The sequence below is a fragment of the Bradyrhizobium sp. SOJA106 genome (assembly GCF_059448745.1).
The window spans coordinates 5,112,671-5,132,920 of sequence record NZ_CM182549.1 but is presented as its reverse complement, the minus strand read 5'-3'; the positions used below and the strand labels follow the sequence as shown (position 1 = coordinate 5,132,920).

Here is a 20,250-nt window from a genome sequence, read left to right as displayed (position 1 = left end):
TGCCATGATCTCACTCGCCGACCTCCAGCGCCGCATCGAAGCGGGCGAGCTTTCGCCGGATGCCGCCATCGCCCAGTCGCTCGCGGCGATCGAGAGCAAGGAGAAGGACGTCCGCGCCTTCGTCCGCTACGACAAGGCGGCAAAGGCGCAAGCCTCCGGCCCGCTGCGTGGCATCGCGGTCGGGATCAAGGACATCATCGATACCGCGAATTTCCCGACCGAGATGGGCTCGGAGATCTATCGCGGCTGGCAGCCGCGCAGCGATGCGCCTGTCGTGATGATGCTGAAGCGGGCGGGCGCCACCATCATCGGCAAGACCACGACGACCGCGTTTGCCTCGCGCGATCCGACGCCGACGCTCAATCCGCATAACCTCGGCCATTCGCCGGGCGGCTCGTCCTCCGGCTCGGCGGCTGCCGTCGGCGCCGGCATGATTCCGCTGGCGCTGGGCACCCAGACCGGCGGCTCAGTGATCCGGCCCGCCGCCTATTGCGGCACGGCTGCGATCAAACCGTCGTTCCGGATGCTGCCGACAGTCGGCGTGAAATGCTATTCGTGGGCGCTGGACACGGTCGGCCTGTTCGGTGCGCGCGCGGAGGACCTTGCGCGCGGACTGCATGCCATGACGGGCCGCAGCGAGTTCTCCGGCATCGTACCGGCGAAGTCGCCGCGTATCGGCGTGGTCAGGCAGGAGTTCGCGGGCGCCGTCGAGCCGGCCGCCGAGGAGGGCCTGCAAGCCGCGATCAAGGCGGTCGAGAGTGCCGGCGCCAGCGTGCAGAGCATCGATCTGCCGGAAGCGATGCAGGAGGCCTGGCGCATCCACCCCGTGATCCAGGAGTTCGAGGCGCATCGCGCGCTGGCGTGGGAATATTCCGAGCGTCACGACGAGATCGCGCCGATGCTGCGCGCCAGCCTCGATGCGTCGGTCGGGTTGACGCCGAAGGACTACGACGAAGCGCGGCGGATCAGCCGCCGTGGCCGCCGCGAGCTCGGCGAATTGTTCGAGGGCGTCGACGTGCTGCTGACCTATTCGGCGCCGGGCACGCCGCCGGCCAAGGAGCTCGCGACCACGGGCGATCCCCGCTACAACCGGCTGTGGACGCTGATGGGCAATCCTTGCGTCAACGTGCCGGTGCTGAAGGTGGGTGGCCTGCCGATCGGCGTGCAGGTGATCGCGCGCTTCGGCAACGATCCGGGCGCGCTGGCCGCGGCCTGGTTCCTGGAGAACGCGCTGGCGAAATCAGGCTAGCGCAGGTTCTGCGACGGAAACGGCGCGTTGAGCTTCGGCTGTCGCGTCCTGTCCGAGCCAGCGCTCGGCGGCTTCGCGGCCGCTCCGGTGCAGCGTGCGGATGAAGCCGCGGCCGAGATCGGTGGACGAGCGCTGCGCAAGGCCGTCAACGGAATCCTCGGCCGCGATCCGGGAGAGCCGCAGCGCAGGTGCTGCGTGCGACTGCGCCCATGCGATCGCGGCGATCTCGGCATTGAGCGCGGCGTTGGCCGCGATCTGGTCGAGCCGGCGGTCGATCGCGGCGAGCGTGATCGGCACGTAGCTGTCGCGCGCCGGCGTGACCTGGACCAACAGCAGATCGGACGTCGCCGATTCCTGCACCAGCCGCACCAGCGGCGGATTGCCACCAAAACCGCCGTCCCAATAGGCCTCGCCGTCGATCTCGACGGCGCAGTGAACCAGGGGCGGACAGGTCGAGGCGAGCGCGACATCGGCGGTGATTGCCTCGTTGCGGAAGACCTGCTGCTGGCCGTCGCGGATGCGCGTCGCCGCGATCAGCAGCTTTGGGCAGGTCGCATCGCGCAAGACGTCGAAATTGATGTCGCGGGACAGCGCCTGCCGCAGCGGATCGAGGTCGAACGGGTCGAACTGTCCGGAGCGCAGCGTCGGGCCGAACGCGACCGAGCTGCCGGCCGGCGAGAAGCCGCCGAGCAGCATCAGCGAGCGGAACGAGGCCTCGTGCATCAGGCGGACCCAGAATCGGTTCAGCCGCGCGCGGGCCGCTTCGCGTCCGCCTTCCGCAAGGCCGCAGGCGAGGAGCAGCGCATTGATGGCGCCGGCACTGGCGCCGCTGATGGTATCGATCTCGATGGATGGCTCTTCCAGCAGCCGCTCCAGCACGCCCCAGGTGAACGCCGCAAAGGTGCCGCCGCCCTGGAGCGCCAACGAGAGTTTTCGCGGCGGCCATTGTTTGGAGCGGACCTGATCGCGCACGACGGGTGCGGTCGCGGTCATGACCTCGACGGGAGCGACGGCTTTCGCGGGAGCAGGCGCCGGTGGTGGAGGAACAGGCTTAGGAGGCGGCAAGGGCGCCTCGGACCAGATACTCGTCATCGAGAGCAGCCGGCTTGCCGCGGTGCTGGAAGCACCTTGCAAACCGCCGCCGTCATGCGTGCCGACAATCTTCTCGCTCATTCTGAGCAACCGCGTAACGCCATCTTCTCCGTCAGGATGACAGGCATGGAACTCGTTCGCCACTCCGGCCGCGAGCAGCTTCGGAGTTGCGAACAGGATTTGGCATATAATGCGGAGGGGGTGCGGCGGTATCCGTACTTTTTCCGGCCTTAGATTTTGCTTGAAGCGTTTTCTTGACGCGAACCGGTATCCACTTCCCTCGAAAACGCTCTACTAGGCCTTCTGCCCGATCCGGCTTTCCTTGCCCGCTTGCAATCGCTTGATGTTCTCGCGATGCGCGTAGAACAAGAGCAGCGTGAGCACGGCAAACAGCGAGGCGAGCGCGAGATGGCCGAACCACCACAGGAACATCGGCGTGATGAAGGATGCCACCAGGGCCGAGAGCGAGGAGTAGCGGGTGGTGAAGGCGGTCGCCAGCCAGAGCAGACAGAACACCAGTGCGGCCGGCCAGAACAGGCCGAGCAGGATGCCGATGTAGACGGCGACACCCTTGCCGCCCCTGAACTTGAGCCAGACCGGGAAGAGATGGCCGAGGAAGGCGCCGAGCCCCGCCACCATCGCGGCATTCGGCCCCGCGATGTGGCCGGCGATCACGACCGCCACAGTGCCCTTGAGCGCATCGAACAGCAGGGTGCCCGCGGCAAGGCTCTTGCGTCCGGTGCGCAGCACGTTGGTTGCGCCGATGCTGCCGGAGCCGATCGAGCGGATATCCTGCGTGCCGGCGAGCCTGGTCAGGATCAGCCCGAACGGAATCGAGCCGAGGAGGTACCCGATGACGAAGGCCACCGGCAGAAATGCTTCAAGCCCCATCGTTGCAAGGTCCCTGGCCGCCGCTACGCACGTCAGACATGCTCGTACACCGTCCGTCCGCTGACAATGGTGCGCACCACGCGGCCTGTAAAGCGGGCCTCGTCGAACGGGGTGTTCTTGCAGGGCGATTTGAGATCGGCGGGGTCGACGATCCAGGGCGTATCAGGATCGATCACGATGACGTCGGCTGGAGCGCCGGTGCGCAGGGTTCCGCCTGGCAGGCCGAGCAACTCCGCCGGCCTGGTTGACATCGCCCGGATCAGCGTCGCCAGTTCCATCTCGCCATTGTGGACCAGCCGCAAGCCCGCCGGCAGCATGGTCTCCAGGCCCACGGCGCCGGGAGCGGCTTCCGCGAACGGCAGGCGCTTGACCTCGACGTCCTGCGGATTGTGATCGGACATGATGACGTCGACGAGGCCGGAGGCCATCGCCTCCACCAGCGCGCGGCGGTCGTCCTCGGTGCGCAGCGGCGGCGACAGTTTCAGGAAGGATCGGTAGGGGCCGATGTCGTTCTCGTTCAGCGCGAGATGGTTGATCGACACCGAGGCGCTGACGGCGAGCCCGGCGTCGCGGGCACGCTTCAGGATCTCGAGCGAGTCGATGCAGGTCAGCGAGGCCGCGTGGTAGCGGCCGCCGGTGAGCGCGACGAGACGCATGTCGCGCTCCAGCATCACCGCTTCGGCGGCCTTCGGGATGCCCATCAGGCCGAGCCGCGAGGCGAACTCGCCTTCGTTCATGACGCCTTCGCCGACGAGGTCGGGGTCTTCGGTGTGGTGCACGATCAGCGCGTCGAAATCGCGGGCGTAGGTCAGCGCGCGGCGCATCACCTGCGAATTGGTCACGCTCCTGTCGCCGTCGCTGAACGCGACCGCGCCGGCGGCCTTGAGCAGGCCGAACTCGGTCATCTCCTCGCCGCGCATGCCCTTGGTCAGCGCCGCCATCGGCTGGATGTTGACGATCGCGGTGTCGCGGGCGCGGCGCATCACGAAGTCGACAGTCGCCGAATTGTCGATCACCGGCGAGGTATCCGGCTGGCAGATGATGGTGGTGATGCCGCCGGTCGCCGCCGCCTGGCTCGCCGAGGCAAAGGTCTCGCGATGGCTGAAGCCGGGCTCGCCGACGAAGGCGCGCATGTCGATCAGGCCCGGTGCGACGATCTTGCCGGAGCAGTTGACGATGTCGGTACCCTCGGGGACGCCGGCCGCGCCGATGCCGCGGCGGGTCTCGCGGATGATGCCGTCGGCAATCAGGACGTCGCCGAGGCCGTCGAAATCCCTGGAGGGATCGACGACGCGGGCGTTGGCGAGCAGGACGGGGCGGCGATCAGTCAGCATCGGCATCACGCGTTCGGCAGGTTGCGGGCGAGCGCTTCCAGCACCGCCATGCGCACGGCGACGCCCATCTCGACCTGTTCGCGGATCAGGGATTGCGCGCCGTCGGCAACCGCGGTGTCGATCTCCACGCCGCGGTTCATGGGGCCTGGATGCATCACGAGTGCGTCCGGCTTGGCGTAGGCGAGCTTCTTCTGGTCGAGCCCGAAATAGTGGAAATATTCCGACGATGACGGCACGAAGGAGCCGTTCATGCGCTCGCGCTGCAGCCGCAGCATCATGACGATGTCGGCGCCGTTGAGACCCTCGCGCATGTCGCGCGCGACCTCGACGCCCATCCGCTCGATGCCGGGCGGCAACAGCGTCGAGGGACCGACGACGCGGACGCGGGCGCCCATGGCGTTGAGCAGGATGATGTTGGAGCGAGCGACGCGCGAATGCAGCACGTCGCCGCAGATGGCGATGACGAGCCCCTCGATCCGGCCCTTGTTGCGGCGGATGGTGAGCGCGTCGAGCAGCGCCTGGGTGGGATGTTCATGTGCGCCGTCGCCGGCATTAATCACGGAACCGTCGACCTTGCGCGCCAAGAGTTCCACTGCGCCGGAGGCGTGATGGCGCACCACCAGGATGTCCGGGTGCATGGCGTTCAGCGTCATCGCGGTGTCGACCAGCGTCTCGCCTTTCTTGATGGACGAGGAGGACACCGACATGTTCATGACGTCGGCGCCGAGCCGCTTGCCCGCGAGCTCGAACGAGGACTGGGTCCGGGTGGAGGCCTCGAAGAAGAGGTTCACCTGCGTCCGTCCCCGCAGGACGGTGCGCTTCTTGTCAACCTGGCGGTTGAGCTCGACATATTCTTCGGACAGGTCGAGGAGGCCGGTGATATCGGCCGCGGAAAGGCCCTCGATGCCCAGCAAATGCCGGTGGCCGAGGACGAAGGTCGATTTCGATGTCATTAAAGCGAGAGCTATAGGCGCGGATGGCGAGGGGAGCAAGGGCCAATGCCGGGGCGGGGAGTTATCCCCTGATCTGTCGCCGCCGCAGTCATTCCGGGATGGCGCGCGAGCGCCAGACCCGGAATCTCGAGATTCCGGGTTCGGCTCTTCGAGCCGCCCCGGAATGACAGGGGAGAGCGAATGCGCTTGATCAGAACGTTTTTGATTTCATTTCTCGCGATTACCTCAATCTCATCCGCCCACGCCCAATCGCTCCCCGGCGGCTTCGTCTATCTGCGTGATATCGATCCCAGCATCATCCAGGACATCCGCTACGCCACGTCCAACAATTTCGTCGGCCGTCCGCTCGCCGGCTATGGCGCCGGCGAATGCGTAGTGAAGCGCGAGGTCGGACTGCGGCTGAAGGCGGTTCAAGCAGAGCTGGCGGCGCAAAACCTGTCGCTGAAGATGTTCGACTGTTACCGGCCGGCGCGGGCCTCGCGCGACATGGTGAAGTGGTCGCAGAACGGCAACGAGACCGCCGCCGAGCGGCGCTACAATCCGAAGATCCCGAAGACTGAGCTGTTCCGGCTCGGCTACATCGCGAGCCGCTCGCAGCACTCGACGGGCGCCGCGCTCGACCTCACTTTGGTCGATCTCAAGGCCGACAATTCCGCAAAAATCGATCCGTCGAGGACCTATGCCGATTGCACGGCGCCGGTCGCGGCGCGGCTGCCGGAAGGCAGCGTCGACATGGGCACCGGCTATGACTGCACCGACACGAAAGGCCATACCGCGGCACCGTCGATCACGGCCGAGCAGCGCGCCTGGCGCAAGCGGCTGGTGGCTGCGATGGCGAGGCAAGGCTTTGTGAACTATTCGAAGGAGTGGTGGCATTTTTCCCTGCCGGAGGCGGGCGGGGCGGCCTATGATTTTCCGATCCAGCCGCGAACAAGGTAGAGTTTCATTGAAGCAGATGCAGCCGCGAGTCGGGTTACCTCTCCCAAGGGGAGAGATGGCATCACCCGTGACGGGACAGATTTGATCGGAAACGCGATGACCCAGCCCAGCTTCGCGACCCACGAGGTCTTCAACCAGTCGCCGCCGTTCGAGGACGTTGATCTGTTCGCCGTTGACCGGCCGCTGGTGGAGGCGGTGAAGGCCAATGGCGGCGCTGTGGCGGAACGGCAGCTGTCCGAGTTCGGCAAGCATTGGGGCTCGGCGGCAATGGCCGATCGCGGGCGCGTGGCGAACGAGAACCCGCCGAAGCTGCGCACCTTCGATGCCAAGGGCAATCGCCGCGACCAGGTCGAGTTTCATCCCGCCTATCACGAGCTGATGGCGCACAGTGCGCATGCCGGCGTGCACAATTCGACCTGGACGGCGGACGGCAGGCCGGCGGGCGATGCCGCCGAGGTCATCCGCGCGGCAAAATTCTACATGGCCGCTCAGGTCGAGACCGGCCATCTCTGCCCGATCACGATGACGCGCGCCTCGGTGGGCGCGCTGGCGATGCAGCCGGAACTGCTCGCCCGCGTGATGCCGGTGCTGTCGACGAAGAGCTACGATCCGAGCTTCGCGCCATGGTCGGAGAAGCGCGGCATGACGATCGGCATGGGCATGACCGAGAAGCAGGGCGGCACCGACGTGCGCGCCAACATGACGCGCGCGGTGCGTGACCGCGAGGCCTATCGCATCACCGGCCATAAATGGTTCATGTCGGCGCCGATGTGCGATGCGTTCCTGGTGCTGGCGCAGGCGGATAGCGGACTGACCTGTTTCTTCATGCCGCGCTTCGCGCCGGATGGATCGGTCAATGCGATCCAGTTCCAGCGGCTGAAGGACAAGCTCGGCAATCGCTCCAACGCATCGTCGGAGGTCGAGTTCGTCGGCGCCTATGCCGAACGGGTCGGCGAGGAGGGCAAGGGCATCCGCACCATCATTCAGATGGTGCAGCTGACGCGACAGGATTGCGCAATCGCGTCCGTCGGCCTGATGCGCTCGGGGCTCGCACATGCGCTGCATCACGCCCGTCACCGCAGCGTGTTCCAGAAGCTTCTGGCCGACCAGCCGCTGATGCAGGCCGTGCTCTCGGACATGGCGTTGCATGTCGAGGCGAGCACGGCGCTAGTGATGCGGCTCTGCCGCGCCTTCGACCGCACGTCGCATGATGCGGCTGAGGCCGCTTACATGCGGCTGCTGACGCCCTCGATCAAATACTGGACGTGCAAGAGCGCGCCCGCGTTCCTCTACGAGGCGATGGAATGCCTCGGCGGCAACGGTTATGTCGAGGACGGCATCTTGGCGCGGCACTATCGGGAATCGCCGGTCAATGCGATCTGGGAGGGCTCGGGCAACGTGATGTGCCTCGACGTGCTCCGCGCGCTCTCGCGCGAGCCGGAGGCGGCGATGGCGGTGCTGCAATCGCTGGCGGCCGAGACGAAGGGGCTGCCCGGCGCAGGCGAGGCGGCCGCGTTCATCGTCCAGACATTCCGCCGGGCCGACGGCGAGCGCGTCGCGAGGCTCGCGGTCGAGAAGCTTGCGCTGCTCGCCGGAGCCGCCGCGCTCAACGGCGTTTTGCCGCGCCACGCCGAACTGTTCGCCGCCACGCGTCTCCCTGCCAATCACGCCAGCATGTATGGCGCGGTGGAGCTGGACAGCGGCGATATACGCGCCCTGCTGGAGCGGGCGCTGCCGTGATTATTGATTCCGTCATTCAGGGGCGCCCGAAGGGCGAAACCGGAATCTTGAACTTCCGGGCTCGATGCTTCGCATCGCCCCGGAATGACGGTGTGAACCCAACGAAAGCCTCCTGATGGACTCCCTCAATCCCGACCATCCGCCGCTGATCGAGACGCCCGCGCCGCCGCGCGTCTGGAGGTTCTGGGGCACGGCGCTGTGGGGCCTCTTCATCTTCGTCGCGATGTTCGTCGGGCAGATCGGTGCGGTCGTCCTGCTGGTGGCGCTGCGCGGCCTTCCGATGGATCTCGCCTCGCTCCAGTCGATCGGTCACGAGCCCCAGGCGCTGGCGCTCTCGGTGATCATGGGGCTGCCGGCGACGCTGGCGACGGTGTGGCTTGCCATCCGCATCAAGAAGGCGTCGTTCACCGATTACCTCGCGCTCCATTGGCCGTCCTGGAAGCAGCTCCTATTCGGCGCGGTCGGTCTCGTCCTGATCGTGCTGGCCTGGGAGGTCGTGTCGCGATCGCTCGGCCGCGAGGCGACGCCGGGCTTCATGACCGATCTGTTGAAATCCGGCCGAGACAAGGGCGCGGCACTCATGCTGCTGGTCGCCTTCAGCGTGGCAGCGCCGATGTCGGAAGAGTTTCTGGCACGCGGCTTTCTGTTCCGCGGCTGGTCGGCGAGCTTCCTGCGCGTGCCGGGCGCGATCATCCTGTCGTCGCTGGTGTGGACGATCGTTCATCTGCAGTACGACTTCTACTTCCTTGCCGAAGTGTTCACCATCGGCCTGTGGTTCGGATACATGCGCCACCGCGCCAACTCGCTCTGGCTCACGACCATCCTGCACGCGCTGAACAATCTGACCGCGGTGGTGCTGACCATGTGGCTCGGGAGCTAGGCCACCAGCGCGATCGTGACCGGCATCGTGATCGCTGCCAAAATCGTTTGCAGGGTGATGATCTGGGCCAGCAGCGGTGCGTCGCCGCCCATCTGGCGGGCCAGCACATAGGCGCTGGGCGAGGTCGGCACCGCCGCGCAGATCGCGACGATGGCGAGGCTGTTGCCTGTCAGCCCGAACCAGGCGGCGAGCACCAGCGCGAGCACGGGCATCAGCACCAGCTTGAATGCGACGCCGATGGTCGCGCCCATGCTCGGGCGGAGCAAGCCCTTGAGCTGGAGGCCCGCGCCAGTGACGAGCAGGCCGATCGCGAGCGAGGAGCGGCCGAGTGCATCGGCCACCTCGTGCCAGATTTTCGGCAGCGGCAAATGGATGACGTTGATGACGAGGCCGATGGCGCAGGCCCAGATCAGAGGATTGCGGATCACCGTCATGACGATCGCGCGCGCGGACCGCCTTTCCGGCGCGGCATATTGCGCGAGCACGGCGACGCTGAACACGTTGACCAGCGGAATGATCGCGACCATGGCAACGGACGCCAACGCCAGCCCGACATCCCCGAACATATTGGCGGAGACCGAGAGCGCGACATAGGTCTGCCAGCGGGTTGCGCCCTGGAAGATCGAGGTGAAGGCGGGACCATCGATGTCGAGCCGTGACAGGGCCGGGCGGAGCGCCAGGCATAGCAGCGACATCGAGAGCGCGGACAGCAAGAGGGCGCCGCCGACGCCGGCGACCGGCACTTTCGACAGGTCCGCCTTCACCAGCGTCTGGATCAGCAGCATCGGGAACAGCACGAAATAGGTCAGCCGCTCCAGCCCGTGCCATTGCGTGTCGAGCCGCATCAGCGTGCGTTTCAGCACGATGCCGAGCACGATGAGGATGAACACCGGCAGCAGCGCCGCGATCACGACCGCCATGGCATCAGCCAGCGCGCAAGTTCGCAAGGCGGTCGAGCGCGCCCTGCAGGATGAAGATCGCGGCGTGCTCGTCGATCACCTCGGCGCGCTTGGCGCGGCTGACATCCATGCCGATCAGCTCGCGCTCCACGGCCGCGGTCGAGAGCCGCTCGTCCCAAAGGCCGATCGGGAGCGCGGTCAGGTTCGCAAGATTGCGGGCGAAGGCGCGGGTCGATTGCGCGCGCGGGCCCTCGCTGCCGTCCATGTTGATGGGCAGGCCGAGCACGAAGCCGACCACTTTTCGGTCGGCGGCGATCGCGAGCAGCCGGGCAGCGTCCTGCTTGAACTGCTTGCGCTGAACGGTCTCGACGCCGGTCGCGAGCCGCCGGTCCGGGTCGGACACGGCAACGCCGATGGTTTTGGTGCCCAGATCGAGGCCGACCAGCGCGCCGCGTTCGGGCCAGTGGATCGCAGCATCGACGAGGGGCAAGATAAGAGCCGGCATGGATTTAGCGCATATCATGCCGCGATGATTTCGTCGTCCGTCTTCAGGCAGGCGATGAAACCTTGAAGCGCGCTGTATTGATGTCCGGCGCGGCGTTGGATGAAGAGTGTCTCGACCCGCGCATGCGCGGCGCTGAGCGCGTGAATCGACACGCTGCCGTTCATTGCGCTGCGCTCGACGACCGCGCGCGGCAGCAGCGTCACGCCCATGTCGGCGGCGACGCAGCCGATCATGCCGTCGAGCGTGCCGAGCTCGAAGCGCGCGGCCGACGGCCAACCGAACTCGACGAACACCTGTTCGAGCCGCTGGCGATAGGTGCAGCCGGTGCGGAACACCAGCGCGGTGGGGCCCGACTCCGGCGTGCAGGCGCGCAGCTCGGCGAGCGAGGTCCAGCGCCGCGCGCTGACCAGCACCAGCTCTTCGCGGAACGCGCCGGCCGCGGTGAGGTCGGCATGGGCGATGGGACCTGCGACGAACGCACCGTCGAGCGCACCTTCGAGCACGCCGGCGACGAGGTCGGCCGTCGTCGCGGTGCGCAAGGAGAGACGTACGGCGGGAAAACGGCGGTGGAAATCAGCCAGCAGCGGCGGCAGCCGCACGGCTGCCGTCGTCTCCATCGAGCCGATCGCGAGCGGTCCTTTCGGCTCGCCGTCGTCGCGCGCGGCGAGCAGCGCTTCGCGCGACAGCGCCGCCATCCGTTGCGCATAGGGCAGGAGGCGCTTGCCGGCGCCGGTCAGCGTCATGCCGCGGCTGTGGCGCTCGAACAGCGCCGTGCCGATCTCCGCCTCGAGCGCCTTCACGCGCTGGGTGACGTTGGACTGCACGGTGTTCAGCTCTTCCGCGGCGCGGGTGATGCCGCCGGCGCGGGCGACCGCGGCGAAGGTCTGGATGTCGCTGAGTTCCATGGCGTCGTTTCGCTTTCGAGATGGCTACGTTCGCAACAATTCATTTTTCGAGAATGCTAGTCGGCCCTAGTCTTGCTGTCCAGATCGGAGGAAGCGCCGTGCCAATGACGACCTCGCTGACCACGCTGCTGGAGATCAGGCATCCCATCCTGCTGGCGCCGATGGACGTCGTCGCCGGCAGCCGTCTGGTGACGGCGGTGAGCCGCGCCGGCGGCTTCGGCATTCTGGGCGGTGGCTATGGCGAACGGGCGTGGCTGGAGCAGGAGACGGCGAAGCTCGCCGATCTGTCAGCACCGTTCGGCATCGGCTTCATCACCTGGAGCCTCGCGAAACGGCCGGAGCTTCTCGATATCGCGCTCGCCGCAAAGCCGTCCGCGATCATGCTGTCGTTCGGTGATCCCGCGCCGTTCGCGCGCAGCATCACCTCATCAGGCGCGCGCCTGATCTGCCAGGTGCAGGACGAGACGATGGCGCGGCAGGCGCTCGATGCCGGCGCCGACATCCTGATCGCGCAGGGGACGGAGGCGGGTGGTCACGGCGCCTTACGCGCTACCATTGATCTCGTGCCGGCAATCGTCGATCTCGCCGCGGGCCGTGTGCCTGTTGTCGCCGCAGGCGGAATCGCCGACGGACGCGGGCTCGCTGCGATGACGATGCTTGGCGCAAGCGGCGTGCTGCTCGGCACACGCTTCTATGCGAGCCGGGAGGCCGATGGCGCCGAGGAAGCCAAGCGGCGCATTTGCGCGGCGAATAGTGGCTCGACGGTGCGCGGCATCATCTTCGATCTCTCCCGCAACAATGTCTGGCCGGCGCCGTTCACGGGACGGTGTCTTGTCAACGATCATGCCAGGCGCTGGATCGGGCGCGAGGTCGAGCTGATGCAGAATGTCGCCGCGGTCGCGGCCGAGTATGCTGCGGCGAAGGCCGCCTGCAATTTCGATGTCGCGGCCGTCATTGCGGGCGAGGCGGTGGGCCTGATCCATGATATTCCTCCCGCGGCCGAGATCGTCGAGCGGATTGTGGGGGAGGCAAAGCAGCTGCTCGCTGGGCGGAGAAATTCGGTGACAGCGGCGTAGACTTTTGACCCTCCCCTGGAGGGGGAGGGTCGCTACGCATGTAGCGAAGCGGAATGCGTGGCGGGGTGGGGTGATCTCTCCACACGAACAGATTCTCCGTTGAGAGACTGTCTCCCCACCCCGCTCGCGCTTCGCGCGATCGACCCTCCCCCTCCAGGGGAGGGTAAGAAAGAACGAGAGAGAACAACCATGTGGCCTGACCGTCGACTGATCGACCTCTTCAAGACCGAATTCCCGATCGTGCTGGCACCGATGGCCGGCGTGATGGATGCGGAGCTGGTGATTGCCGCCGCAGAAGGTGGTGCGCTGGGCTCGCTGCCCTGCGCGATGATCTCGGCGGAGAAGGCGCGCGAGCAGGTTGGTCTGATCCGCCAGCGCCTGAAGGCGCCGGTGAACATGAACTTTTTCTGCCACACGCCGGTCGAGCTCACGACTGAAGCCGAGGCGCGCTGGAAGCAGCGGCTTGCGGGCTATTACACCGAGCATGGCCTCGATCCGGCCGCGCCGATCAATGCCGCGAACCGCGCGCCGTTCGACGCCGCCTTCTGCGAGGTCGTCGAGGAGCTGAGGCCGGAGGTCGTCAGCTTCCACTTCGGTCTGCCGGAGGCGGCACTGCTCAAGCGCGTCAAGGCGGCCGGCTGCATCGTCATTTCATCCGCAACCACGGTGAAGGAGGCGGTCTGGCTCGAGCAGCGCGGCGTCGATGCCATCATTGCGCAGGGCGCCGAGGCCGGTGGTCACCGCGGCATGTTCTTGACCAACAAGATCGCCGAGCAGCCCGGCACGTTTGCGCTGGTGCCGCAGGTCGTCGATGCGGTGAAGGTGCCGGTGATCGCCTGCGGCGGCATCGCCGACGGGCGCGGCATTGCCGCGGCGTTCGCGCTCGGCGCCTCCGGCGTGCAGATCGGCAGCGCCTATCTGCGCTGTCCGGAATCCAAGGTCAGTGCGGGAGGCCGCAAGGCGCTCGCTGAAGCGCGGGACGATTCCACCGTCATCACCAATGTCATGACCGGCCGGCCGGCGCGGGGTGTGCAGAATCGCCTGATGCGTGAGGCCGGGCCGATCTCGCCGGATGCGCCGCCGTTCCCTCATGCCGCGACCGCGCTGGGGCCGCTGAAGGCGGCTGCCGAAAAGCAGGGCAGGGTGGATTTCACCAATCTCTGGGCGGGACAGGCGATTGCCCTCGGCCGCGAGGCCCCTGCGGCCGAATTGACCCGGGATCTGGCGAAATCGGCGCTGGCCCGGTTGAAAGCGCTGGCTGGATAGGCCTCTGGCGCCGGTTGCGGCGCAAAAGCGGCCTCTGCTATACGGCACTTAGGGTTTGCCGTGAGAGGCCTTATATAATGTCCGTCGACGCCGCTACCGTCCGCCGCATCGCGCATCTGGCGCGCATTGCGGTTTCCGAGGACGAGGTTCCGCACCTTCAGGGCGAGCTCAACGCCATGCTCGCCTTCGTCGAGCAGCTCTCGGAGGTCAATGTCGAGGGCGTGGAGCCGATGACCTCGGTGACCCCGATGCAGATGAAGAAGCGGCAGGACGTGGTCGATGACGGCGAGATCGCCGACGATATCGTTGCCAACGCGCCCGCGACCGACGGGCATTTCTTCCTTGTGCCGAAGGTCGTCGAGTAGCATAGCGTTTTCGAGCGAAGTGGAGCCCGGTTCGCGTGAAGAAAACGCGTCAAATAAAGAGTCTCAGGACGAAGTCCGATGTGCCTGCTTTGCGACGATGAGAAGGCCTATCAGGCCTACATGAACTACCTCGACAAGATGGAGCGGCAGGGCAAGGCTGCCGATCCCAATGTCGCCGTCAATGCCGTGCTCGACGAGCTCGAAGCCGCCGCGAATGCGGCCGCCAAAAAAGACGACCCGGCCAACGACAAGACACTGTCTCCGTTCTTCTGCAGCCCGATCAATAAATGACCGATTTGACATCGCTGACGCTCGCCGAGGCCCGCAAGGGTCTCGCCGACAAGACTTTCACGTCGCTCGAGCTGACCGACGCGCACCTCTCCGCGATCGAAGCCGCACGCGTGCTCAATGCCTTCGTGATGGAGACGCCGGACCAGGCGCGCAGCATGGCGCGCGAGGCGGACGCAAAACTCGCCAAGGGCGATGCCGGGCCGCTCGCGGGTATTCCGCTCGGTATCAAGGATCTGTTCGCGACCAAGGGCGTGCGCACCACGGCGTGCTCGAAGATCCTCGGCAATTTCGTGCCGACCTATGAGTCCACCGTCACCTCGCAGCTCTGGCGCGACGGCGCGGTGATGCTCGGCAAGCTCAACAATGACGAGTTCGCGATGGGATCGGCGAACGAGACCTCGTGCTTCGGACCGGTCGGCAATCCGTGGCGGCGCGAGGGAAGCAACACGACGCTGGTGCCGGGCGGCTCGTCCGGCGGCTCGGCCTCGGCCGTGGCGGCGCTGCTGTGCATGGGTGCGACCGCAACCGACACCGGCGGCTCGATCCGTCAGCCGGCGGCGTTCACCGCGACCGTCGGCATCAAGCCGACCTATGGCCGCTGCTCGCGCTGGGGCATCGTCGCCTTCGCCTCCTCGCTCGACCAGGCAGGCCCGATCGCGCGCAGCGTTCGCGATTCCGCGATGCTGCTGCGATCGATGGCGGGGCACGATCCCAAGGACACGACCTCGGTCGACATTCCAGTGCCGGACTACGAGGCCGCGGTCGGCAAATCCGTGAAGGGCATGAAGATCGGCATCCCCAGGGAGTATCGTCTCGACGGCATGCCGGCCGAGATCGAGAAGCTTTGGGAGGCGGGCGCGGCCTGGCTGAAAGCTGCGGGTGCAGAGCTCGTCGAGATATCGCTGCCGCACACCAAATACGCGCTGCCGGCCTATTATATAGTGGCCCCTGCGGAGGCGTCCTCCAACCTCGCGCGTTATGATGGCGTTCGCTACGGGTTGCGCGAGCAGGCCAAGAACATCACCGAGCTCTACGAGAACACCCGCGCCGAAGGTTTTGGCGCGGAGGTGCGCCGCCGCGTCATGATCGGCACCTATGTGCTCTCGGCCGGCTATTACGACGCCTATTATTTGCGCGCCCAGAAGGTGCGCTCGCTGATCAAGAAGGACTTTGAGGATTGCTTCGCTGCGGGCGTCGACGCGATCCTCACGCCGGCGACGCCGTCGGCCGCCTTCGGCATCGGCGAGAAGGGCGGCGCCGACCCCGTCGAGATGTATCTCAACGACATCTTCACGGTGACCGTGAACATGGCGGGCCTGCCCGGCATCGCCGTGCCCGCCGGCAAGGATAGCCAGGGCCTGCCCCTCGGGCTGCAGCTGATTGGGCGTCCGTTCGATGAGGAAACGCTGTTCTCGCTCGGCGAGGTGATCGAGCAGGCCGCCGGCCGCTTCACGCCCGCGAGGTGGTGGTGAATGTCGCTGGCTTCATCGCGAGCCTCGACGGCGCGGCGCCCGCGCCGGAGCTGAGCGCGCCGCTTAGAGGTCTCTGGTGGGCCGCCAGGGGCGACTGGGACCGGGCCCACAGGATCGTTCAGGACGAGAGCAGCCGCGAGGCGGCCTGGGTGCATGCTTATCTGCACCGCGTCGAAGGCGATCTCGGCAATGCCGGCTACTGGTACCGCCAGGCAGGCCAAGTCGCGGCGAAGGATTCATTGGAAGCGGAGTGGGAGCGGATCGCTGCCACGCTGCTCGGGAGCAAGACATGAGCACGGCCACGCACAAGCTTCTCAAAGGCGCCACCGGCGATTGGGAGATGGTCATCGGCATGGAGATCCATGCCCAGGTGACTTCGAACGCCAAACTGTTCTCGGGCGCATCCACGGCGTTCGGCGGCGAGCCGAACAGCCACGTGTCGCTGGTAGACGCCGCGATGCCGGGCATGCTGCCTGTGATCAACGAGGAATGCGTCAGGCAGGCTGTCCGGACCGGGCTCGGCCTCAACGCAAAAATCAATCTGCGTTCGGTGTTCGACCGGAAAAACTATTTCTATCCGGACCTGCCGCAGGGATACCAGATCAGCCAGTACAAGTCGCCGATCGTCGGCGAGGGCGAGGTGATCGTCGAGCTCGAGGGCGGCAGGACCGCTACCGTTGGCATCGAGCGGCTGCATCTGGAGCAGGACCCCGGCAAGATGCTGCACGACCAGTCGCCGTCGCTGTCCTATATCGATTTCAACCGCTGTGGCGTGGCGCTGATGGAGATCGTCTCCAAGCCCGATATCCGCGATGCGGAGCAGGCCAAGGCCTATGTGACCAAGTTGCGCTCGATCATGCGCTATCTCGGGACCTGCGACGGTGACATGGAGAAGGGATCCTTGCGCGCCGACGTCAACGTCTCCGTGCGCAAGCCCGGCGGCCCGCTCGGCACGCGCTGCGAGATCAAGAACTTGAACTCGATCAATTTCATTGGCCAGGCGATCGAGTATGAGGCGCGGCGCCAGATCGAGATCATCGAGGACGGCGGTGTGATCGAGCAGGAGACGCGTCGGTTCGACCCCAACAAGGGTGAAACTCACTCGTTGCGGTCCAAGGAAGAGGCCCACGACTACCGTTACTTCCCCGATCCCGACCTGCTGCCGCTGGAGTTCGGCCAGGAGTTCGTCGACGCGCTGAAGGCGAAGCTGCCCGAATTGCCGGACCAGAAGAAGGCGCGCTTCGTCGCTGATTTCGGCCTGTCGGCTTACGATGCGAGCGTGCTGGTCGCCGAGCGCGAGAGCGCGGTGTTCTACGAGAGCGTGCTCGACAACCTCGCCAACCGCGCCCGCGATGGCAAGATGGCGGCGAACTGGGTGATCAACGAGCTGTTCGGCCGTCTCAACAAGGAAGGCCGGGATATTGCGGGCTCTCCCGTGAACGCCGAGCAGCTTGCCGCGATCGTCGACCTGATCGGCGAGGGCACGATCTCGGGCAAGATCGCCAAGGACCTGTTCGAGATCGTCTGGCAGGAGGGCGGCGATCCCCGCGCGCTGGTCGAAAGCCGCGGCATGAAGCAGGTGACGGATCTTTCGGCGATCGAAAAGGTTGTCGACGACATCATCGCGGCCAATCCCGACAAGGCGGCGCAGGTCAAGGACAAGCCGCAGTCGCTCGGCTGGTTCGTCGGCCAGGTGATGAAGGCGTCCGGCGGCAAAGCCAACCCGCAGAGCGTCAACGAGCTGCTCAAGTCCAAGCTCGGCATCTAGCCTCGCGCGTTCGAACGAGGTGACGGACACGCGCTCGTCACCTTGCTTCGGCTCGCGATGCTCGCGCATCATCGACGGCTGTCTATCGCCCGCTCGAGGGCGCGTAGCGCCACCGAATCGCGACCCGCTCGATTCGCGCAAAGCGGCGACTTGCACGCGCTCCGACGAGCGCTTCCGCCGTTAAGCATGAAAATAATTTCGTTGCCAAAATTCGCGACTCAGAGTCCGCGACTCTGCCCGGCGACGCGATCGCGCGCGTTGCAGCGCGCATCATCGCATCGATCGCGCGTGACGTGCGTGCGCAGAATATTACTTGCTGCATAGGGTTTTCTTGCAATCGCTGCGCTTGCCGAGGACGATGCTGCACGAAGCATTTGCGATCGCGCAGGCGTGTCTCTGCTGACACGCAAATCAGGCGCGGCTGGCGCACGCGCACTGCGCCGTCAACACTTCCTTAAGTCAGAAGATGTTTTTTTCGTCGTGTTGGTGTATTCGGGGTGAGTGCATTCGATCCCCGAATGCGCACAGCGATTAAAGCCATCTCACACATCGGAGGGCAACATGGCCAAGAAAGCGAAGAAGGCGAAGAAGGCGAAGAGCGCAGTGAAGAAGACTGCGAAGAAGACCCGCAAGGTCGCGAAGAAGAAGAAGTAACTTCGCTTCTGAAGTTGCCGGCTCCTAAAGCAGCCGGCACGTCATCAGTGCCTCCCAGAGGTTCTGGTCGACGATAGAGGGTGTCGGCGAGACATCAGGTCAACGGTCGGATCGTTCTCTTTGACGATCCGGTAGAAGAAACGAGTTTTCTTCGTTCGGTGCGGTTCTCCCCAAGGGGCTCCGCAATTTCACAAGCGCCCTTCGGGCCGACGTGAAATCTGGTCCTGACGTGTTCGCCGACGCCCTCGTTCTGTTTGAGGCCGGGGTATTGCCGGCATTCCCTTTCCCCACATTGCTGATCTGATCGCGACGTCGCCGCGCTGCCTTGGCTGCACTGCCTTTGGGGCAGGTGAGGCTGCGGTGAACTGTCGTTTGCGCGACGGTGTTCGCATGGGCTCGGGGCAAAGCGAGCGCGATGCTCCCGTCTGGGTCGTTACGCCGGCCGGGACCCCAGGCGCCGGTGACGCCGCACGCGGCGGCTACTTCTTTCCTGCGATCCGCCCCCACAAACTGTAACCGCAGCACGCATGCCACTGCGCGCGATGGTTATCGATGTCCCAAAATCCCACGGTAAACCGAATCTGACGAATCGCAGAAGTGCCTGCAAAACAGGAACTTCTTGAATTCCGCGCGCACCCGGCCGGCGCTCGCGTTTACGTCTGCTTCATCGCAATACTTAAACTGCCATTCAAATTTGCCCGCCATCATCGCCTCCAACAAGCCGGCAAACGGCATTGGGCAAGAAGACTCGGGGATGAGTTGAACAGTGCACGATTCCGGAAGGGTCATGCACATCAGAGTTGGACGGGAGCCGCGCTCGATGAACGAGGCGGCATAAGAAAAAAGGGGATGCGTTATGTTTCAGGGTACTTTCGATCTCGATACGGCGACGCCGATCGATGCGAGCGCGCTGTCGGACGTGCTGTTCGAGCGCGGGATCTATTGGGCGAGCGGCCGCTCCGGCCTCGTCGATCTCGTCGCCGCGCACAAATGGTTCAATCTCGCCGCGCTGAAGGGCCGGAAAGACGCCGTGGCGCTGCGCCAGGAAGTCGCCGGCCAGATGTCGGATGCCGAGATCGCGGCCGCCCAGCGCGATGCGAGGGCGTGGATTTCGGCTCACTGAACCCTGCATCGCAGCCGGCGCCGTGGTTCCACGGGGCGATTTGGTTGCGCTGAATCAAGCCCTGCATCGTGCCGCCGCTTAGGATCCCGCGCGGCATGAGCAACCCCGACCAATATGACTCCGTAACGGGTCACTGGCTGCCGATTCAGATCGCGCCCGACGATTGCGATCTGGTGCTCGGACGGCCGCACAAGACCGGCATTTTGCCGCTCACTTTTCCCTGCCGGCGCAGGGCCGGTGTCTGGTTCAATATCTGGGCCGGCGAGGCGGTGCTGATCTCGCCCTCTCATTGGCGGATCTGGCGATCCCGCATCTAGCCGCGCACACATATATAAGAGAGCGCGAATCGGCTGAGCTCAGCCGCATCCTTGCGCCGAGCTTGCGCGCCGGCGCCGCGAGCGCCTTCGGCTGAAAGAACCGGGCCGGGCCGGACAGTCGCTGGGTGGCGGAGAGGGAGGGATTCGAACCCTCGATACAGCTTGAGACCGTATGACGCTTTAGCAAAGCGTTGCCTTCAGCCACTCGGCCACCTCTCCGGTGCGAGCCTTATGCATCTAATTGCTTGGGCTGGTCAATTTCGAAGCGCGTGTTTTCGTTCGAATATTCCCAGTGATCTTCGGAGCGAGAGCGCGATTGCGCGAGAATGGACGCAGAGCTGGGACGTCGGGCTTTCGCCGCATGGATTGTTGCCCGCGCGAAAGCCGGCTTTTCTCGAACAAGCGGCTGAACTTCCTGACAAATCCAGCGTGGCGGCGTGCGCGGGAGAAGGCCGGGCCACTTGTCTCGATCCTGATGATCCCGGTTGTTCATATAGAGTGCTTGCAGCGTGCGCGGCGGGCCTAGCCGTG

The 20,250-nt window shown here is 65.6% G+C and carries 20 protein-coding genes and 1 tRNA gene; 13 read left to right on the top strand and 8 right to left on the bottom strand.

The annotated features are described in order from the left end of the window. The first annotated feature begins 4 nt into the window (after window positions 1–4). Window positions 5–1,249, top strand: coding sequence for an amidase (locus AC5V87_RS23965; protein ID WP_456838068.1), 1,245 nt, complete (start codon window positions 5–7; stop codon window positions 1,247–1,249). Here the strand turns inward: AC5V87_RS23965 and AC5V87_RS23960 are convergent. From AC5V87_RS23960 to AC5V87_RS23945, 4 genes are all read right to left on the bottom strand, one after another. After that, entirely contained in the window at window positions 1,241–2,422 is a 1,182-nt protein-coding gene (locus AC5V87_RS23960; protein WP_456838069.1) for a patatin-like phospholipase family protein, read from the bottom strand. The two genes, AC5V87_RS23965 and AC5V87_RS23960, sit on opposite strands and share 9 nt — an antisense overlap. Before the next feature lie 213 nt (window positions 2,423–2,635). After that, a complete protein-coding gene (plsY, locus tag AC5V87_RS23955; RefSeq protein WP_456838070.1) occupies window positions 2,636–3,232 on the bottom strand; it encodes a glycerol-3-phosphate 1-O-acyltransferase PlsY in 597 nt (198 codons plus the stop codon). Between the two features lie 32 nt (window positions 3,233–3,264). Beyond that, complete coding sequence (locus tag AC5V87_RS23950; protein WP_456838071.1) at window positions 3,265–4,566, bottom strand: dihydroorotase; 1,302 nt, start codon at window positions 4,564–4,566, stop codon at window positions 3,265–3,267. A 5-nt stretch (window positions 4,567–4,571) separates the two neighbouring features. Continuing rightward, on the bottom strand, window positions 4,572–5,519 hold the full coding sequence (locus AC5V87_RS23945) for an aspartate carbamoyltransferase catalytic subunit (RefSeq protein ID WP_027559629.1): 948 nt from the start codon (window positions 5,517–5,519) through the stop codon (window positions 4,572–4,574). A 180-nt stretch (window positions 5,520–5,699) separates the two neighbouring features. On the opposite strand from AC5V87_RS23945, the gene AC5V87_RS23940 reads away from it, so the two are divergent. The 3 genes from AC5V87_RS23940 to AC5V87_RS23930 all read left to right on the top strand — a co-directional run bounded on the left by AC5V87_RS23940 (window position 5,700) and on the right by AC5V87_RS23930 (window position 9,078). After that, window positions 5,700–6,458, top strand: a complete 759-nt coding sequence (locus AC5V87_RS23940) for a M15 family metallopeptidase (RefSeq protein ID WP_456838072.1) — start codon at window positions 5,700–5,702, stop codon at window positions 6,456–6,458. A gap of 96 nt (window positions 6,459–6,554) precedes the next feature. Continuing rightward, window positions 6,555–8,198 carry an isovaleryl-CoA dehydrogenase gene (locus AC5V87_RS23935; protein ID WP_495367956.1) on the top strand — a complete coding sequence of 548 codons (1,644 nt, stop codon included), beginning with the start codon at window positions 6,555–6,557 and terminating at the stop codon, window positions 8,196–8,198. 115 nt (window positions 8,199–8,313) lie between these two features. Further along, window positions 8,314–9,078 carry a CPBP family intramembrane glutamic endopeptidase gene (locus AC5V87_RS23930; protein WP_456838074.1) on the top strand — a complete coding sequence of 255 codons (765 nt, stop codon included), beginning with the start codon at window positions 8,314–8,316 and terminating at the stop codon, window positions 9,076–9,078. On the opposite strand, the gene AC5V87_RS23925 is transcribed toward AC5V87_RS23930, so the two are convergent. From AC5V87_RS23925 to AC5V87_RS23915, 3 genes are read right to left on the bottom strand one after another with little or no spacing between them, the layout of a single operon-like run. Next, complete coding sequence (locus AC5V87_RS23925; RefSeq protein WP_456838075.1) at window positions 9,075–9,998, bottom strand: AEC family transporter; 924 nt, start codon at window positions 9,996–9,998, stop codon at window positions 9,075–9,077. The two genes, AC5V87_RS23930 and AC5V87_RS23925, sit on opposite strands and share 4 nt — an antisense overlap. A gap of 4 nt (window positions 9,999–10,002) precedes the next feature. Continuing rightward, window positions 10,003–10,482, bottom strand: coding sequence for a Holliday junction resolvase RuvX (gene ruvX, locus AC5V87_RS23920; RefSeq protein ID WP_456838076.1), 480 nt, complete (start codon window positions 10,480–10,482; stop codon window positions 10,003–10,005). 14 nt (window positions 10,483–10,496) lie between these two features. Next, window positions 10,497–11,387: a LysR family transcriptional regulator gene (locus AC5V87_RS23915; protein WP_456838077.1), complete on the bottom strand. Its 891-nt coding sequence runs from the start codon at window positions 11,385–11,387 to the stop codon at window positions 10,497–10,499. Between the two features lie 98 nt (window positions 11,388–11,485). Between AC5V87_RS23915 and AC5V87_RS23910 the strand changes: the two genes are divergently transcribed. The 9 genes from AC5V87_RS23910 (at window position 11,486) to AC5V87_RS23870 (ending at window position 19,719) form a co-directional block, all read left to right on the top strand. After that, window positions 11,486–12,463, top strand: coding sequence for an NAD(P)H-dependent flavin oxidoreductase (locus tag AC5V87_RS23910; protein WP_495367955.1), 978 nt, complete (start codon window positions 11,486–11,488; stop codon window positions 12,461–12,463). Between the two features lie 189 nt (window positions 12,464–12,652). Next, complete coding sequence (locus tag AC5V87_RS23905; RefSeq protein WP_495367954.1) at window positions 12,653–13,729, top strand: NAD(P)H-dependent flavin oxidoreductase; 1,077 nt, start codon at window positions 12,653–12,655, stop codon at window positions 13,727–13,729. A 77-nt stretch (window positions 13,730–13,806) separates the two neighbouring features. Further along, window positions 13,807–14,094, top strand: a complete 288-nt coding sequence (gatC, locus tag AC5V87_RS23900) for an Asp-tRNA(Asn)/Glu-tRNA(Gln) amidotransferase subunit GatC (RefSeq protein WP_456838080.1) — start codon at window positions 13,807–13,809, stop codon at window positions 14,092–14,094. Window positions 14,095–14,172: 78 nt separating this feature from the next. Further along, window positions 14,173–14,385, top strand: coding sequence for a hypothetical protein (locus AC5V87_RS23895; protein ID WP_008548392.1), 213 nt, complete (start codon window positions 14,173–14,175; stop codon window positions 14,383–14,385). Further along, window positions 14,382–15,857, top strand: a complete 1,476-nt coding sequence (gatA, locus tag AC5V87_RS23890; protein WP_495367953.1) for an Asp-tRNA(Asn)/Glu-tRNA(Gln) amidotransferase subunit GatA — start codon at window positions 14,382–14,384, stop codon at window positions 15,855–15,857. Before AC5V87_RS23895 ends, gatA begins: the two co-directional genes overlap by 4 nt. Next, a complete protein-coding gene (locus tag AC5V87_RS23885) occupies window positions 15,848–16,150 on the top strand; it encodes a hypothetical protein (protein WP_456838082.1) in 303 nt (100 codons plus the stop codon). The genes gatA and AC5V87_RS23885 overlap by 10 nt, the downstream gene beginning before the upstream one ends. Further along, complete coding sequence (gene gatB / locus AC5V87_RS23880; RefSeq protein ID WP_495367952.1) at window positions 16,147–17,625, top strand: Asp-tRNA(Asn)/Glu-tRNA(Gln) amidotransferase subunit GatB; 1,479 nt, start codon at window positions 16,147–16,149, stop codon at window positions 17,623–17,625. Before AC5V87_RS23885 ends, gatB begins: the two co-directional genes overlap by 4 nt. Before the next feature lie 1,510 nt (window positions 17,626–19,135). Next, entirely contained in the window at window positions 19,136–19,402 is a 267-nt protein-coding gene (locus AC5V87_RS23875; RefSeq protein WP_456838084.1) for a hypothetical protein, read from the top strand. A 95-nt stretch (window positions 19,403–19,497) separates the two neighbouring features. Continuing rightward, complete coding sequence (locus AC5V87_RS23870) at window positions 19,498–19,719, top strand: hypothetical protein (RefSeq protein ID WP_456838085.1); 222 nt, start codon at window positions 19,498–19,500, stop codon at window positions 19,717–19,719. A gap of 126 nt (window positions 19,720–19,845) precedes the next feature. On the opposite strand, the gene AC5V87_RS23865 is transcribed toward AC5V87_RS23870, so the two are convergent. After that, window positions 19,846–19,938, bottom strand: a tRNA-Ser gene (locus AC5V87_RS23865). Window positions 19,939–20,250 lie beyond the last annotated feature (312 nt).

What these genes read in the sequence shown, in the direction of transcription:
- gatA (WP_495367953.1), top strand. Translation starts at nt 14,382, where the DNA reads ATGACCGATTTGACATCGCTGACGCTCGCCGAGGCCCGCAAGGGTCTC.
- AC5V87_RS23945 (WP_027559629.1), bottom strand. Translation starts at nt 5,519, where the DNA reads ATGACATCGAAATCGACCTTCGTCCTCGGCCACCGGCATTTGCTGGGC.
- AC5V87_RS23875 (WP_456838084.1), top strand. Translation starts at nt 19,136, where the DNA reads ATGTTTCAGGGTACTTTCGATCTCGATACGGCGACGCCGATCGATGCG.
- AC5V87_RS23940 (WP_456838072.1), top strand. Translation starts at nt 5,700, where the DNA reads ATGCGCTTGATCAGAACGTTTTTGATTTCATTTCTCGCGATTACCTCA.
- AC5V87_RS23895 (WP_008548392.1), top strand. Translation starts at nt 14,173, where the DNA reads ATGTGCCTGCTTTGCGACGATGAGAAGGCCTATCAGGCCTACATGAAC.
- gatC (WP_456838080.1), top strand. Translation starts at nt 13,807, where the DNA reads ATGTCCGTCGACGCCGCTACCGTCCGCCGCATCGCGCATCTGGCGCGC.
- AC5V87_RS23905 (WP_495367954.1), top strand. Translation starts at nt 12,653, where the DNA reads ATGTGGCCTGACCGTCGACTGATCGACCTCTTCAAGACCGAATTCCCG.
- AC5V87_RS23915 (WP_456838077.1), bottom strand. Translation starts at nt 11,387, where the DNA reads ATGGAACTCAGCGACATCCAGACCTTCGCCGCGGTCGCCCGCGCCGGC.
- AC5V87_RS23965 (WP_456838068.1), top strand. Translation starts at nt 5, where the DNA reads ATGATCTCACTCGCCGACCTCCAGCGCCGCATCGAAGCGGGCGAGCTT.
- AC5V87_RS23925 (WP_456838075.1), bottom strand. Translation starts at nt 9,998, where the DNA reads ATGGCGGTCGTGATCGCGGCGCTGCTGCCGGTGTTCATCCTCATCGTG.
- AC5V87_RS23870 (WP_456838085.1), top strand. Translation starts at nt 19,498, where the DNA reads ATGAGCAACCCCGACCAATATGACTCCGTAACGGGTCACTGGCTGCCG.
- gatB (WP_495367952.1), top strand. Translation starts at nt 16,147, where the DNA reads ATGAGCACGGCCACGCACAAGCTTCTCAAAGGCGCCACCGGCGATTGG.
- AC5V87_RS23935 (WP_495367956.1), top strand. Translation starts at nt 6,555, where the DNA reads ATGACCCAGCCCAGCTTCGCGACCCACGAGGTCTTCAACCAGTCGCCG.
- AC5V87_RS23930 (WP_456838074.1), top strand. Translation starts at nt 8,314, where the DNA reads ATGGACTCCCTCAATCCCGACCATCCGCCGCTGATCGAGACGCCCGCG.
- ruvX (WP_456838076.1), bottom strand. Translation starts at nt 10,482, where the DNA reads ATGCCGGCTCTTATCTTGCCCCTCGTCGATGCTGCGATCCACTGGCCC.
- AC5V87_RS23950 (WP_456838071.1), bottom strand. Translation starts at nt 4,566, where the DNA reads ATGCTGACTGATCGCCGCCCCGTCCTGCTCGCCAACGCCCGCGTCGTC.
- AC5V87_RS23960 (WP_456838069.1), bottom strand. Translation starts at nt 2,422, where the DNA reads ATGAGCGAGAAGATTGTCGGCACGCATGACGGCGGCGGTTTGCAAGGT.
- plsY (WP_456838070.1), bottom strand. Translation starts at nt 3,232, where the DNA reads ATGGGGCTTGAAGCATTTCTGCCGGTGGCCTTCGTCATCGGGTACCTC.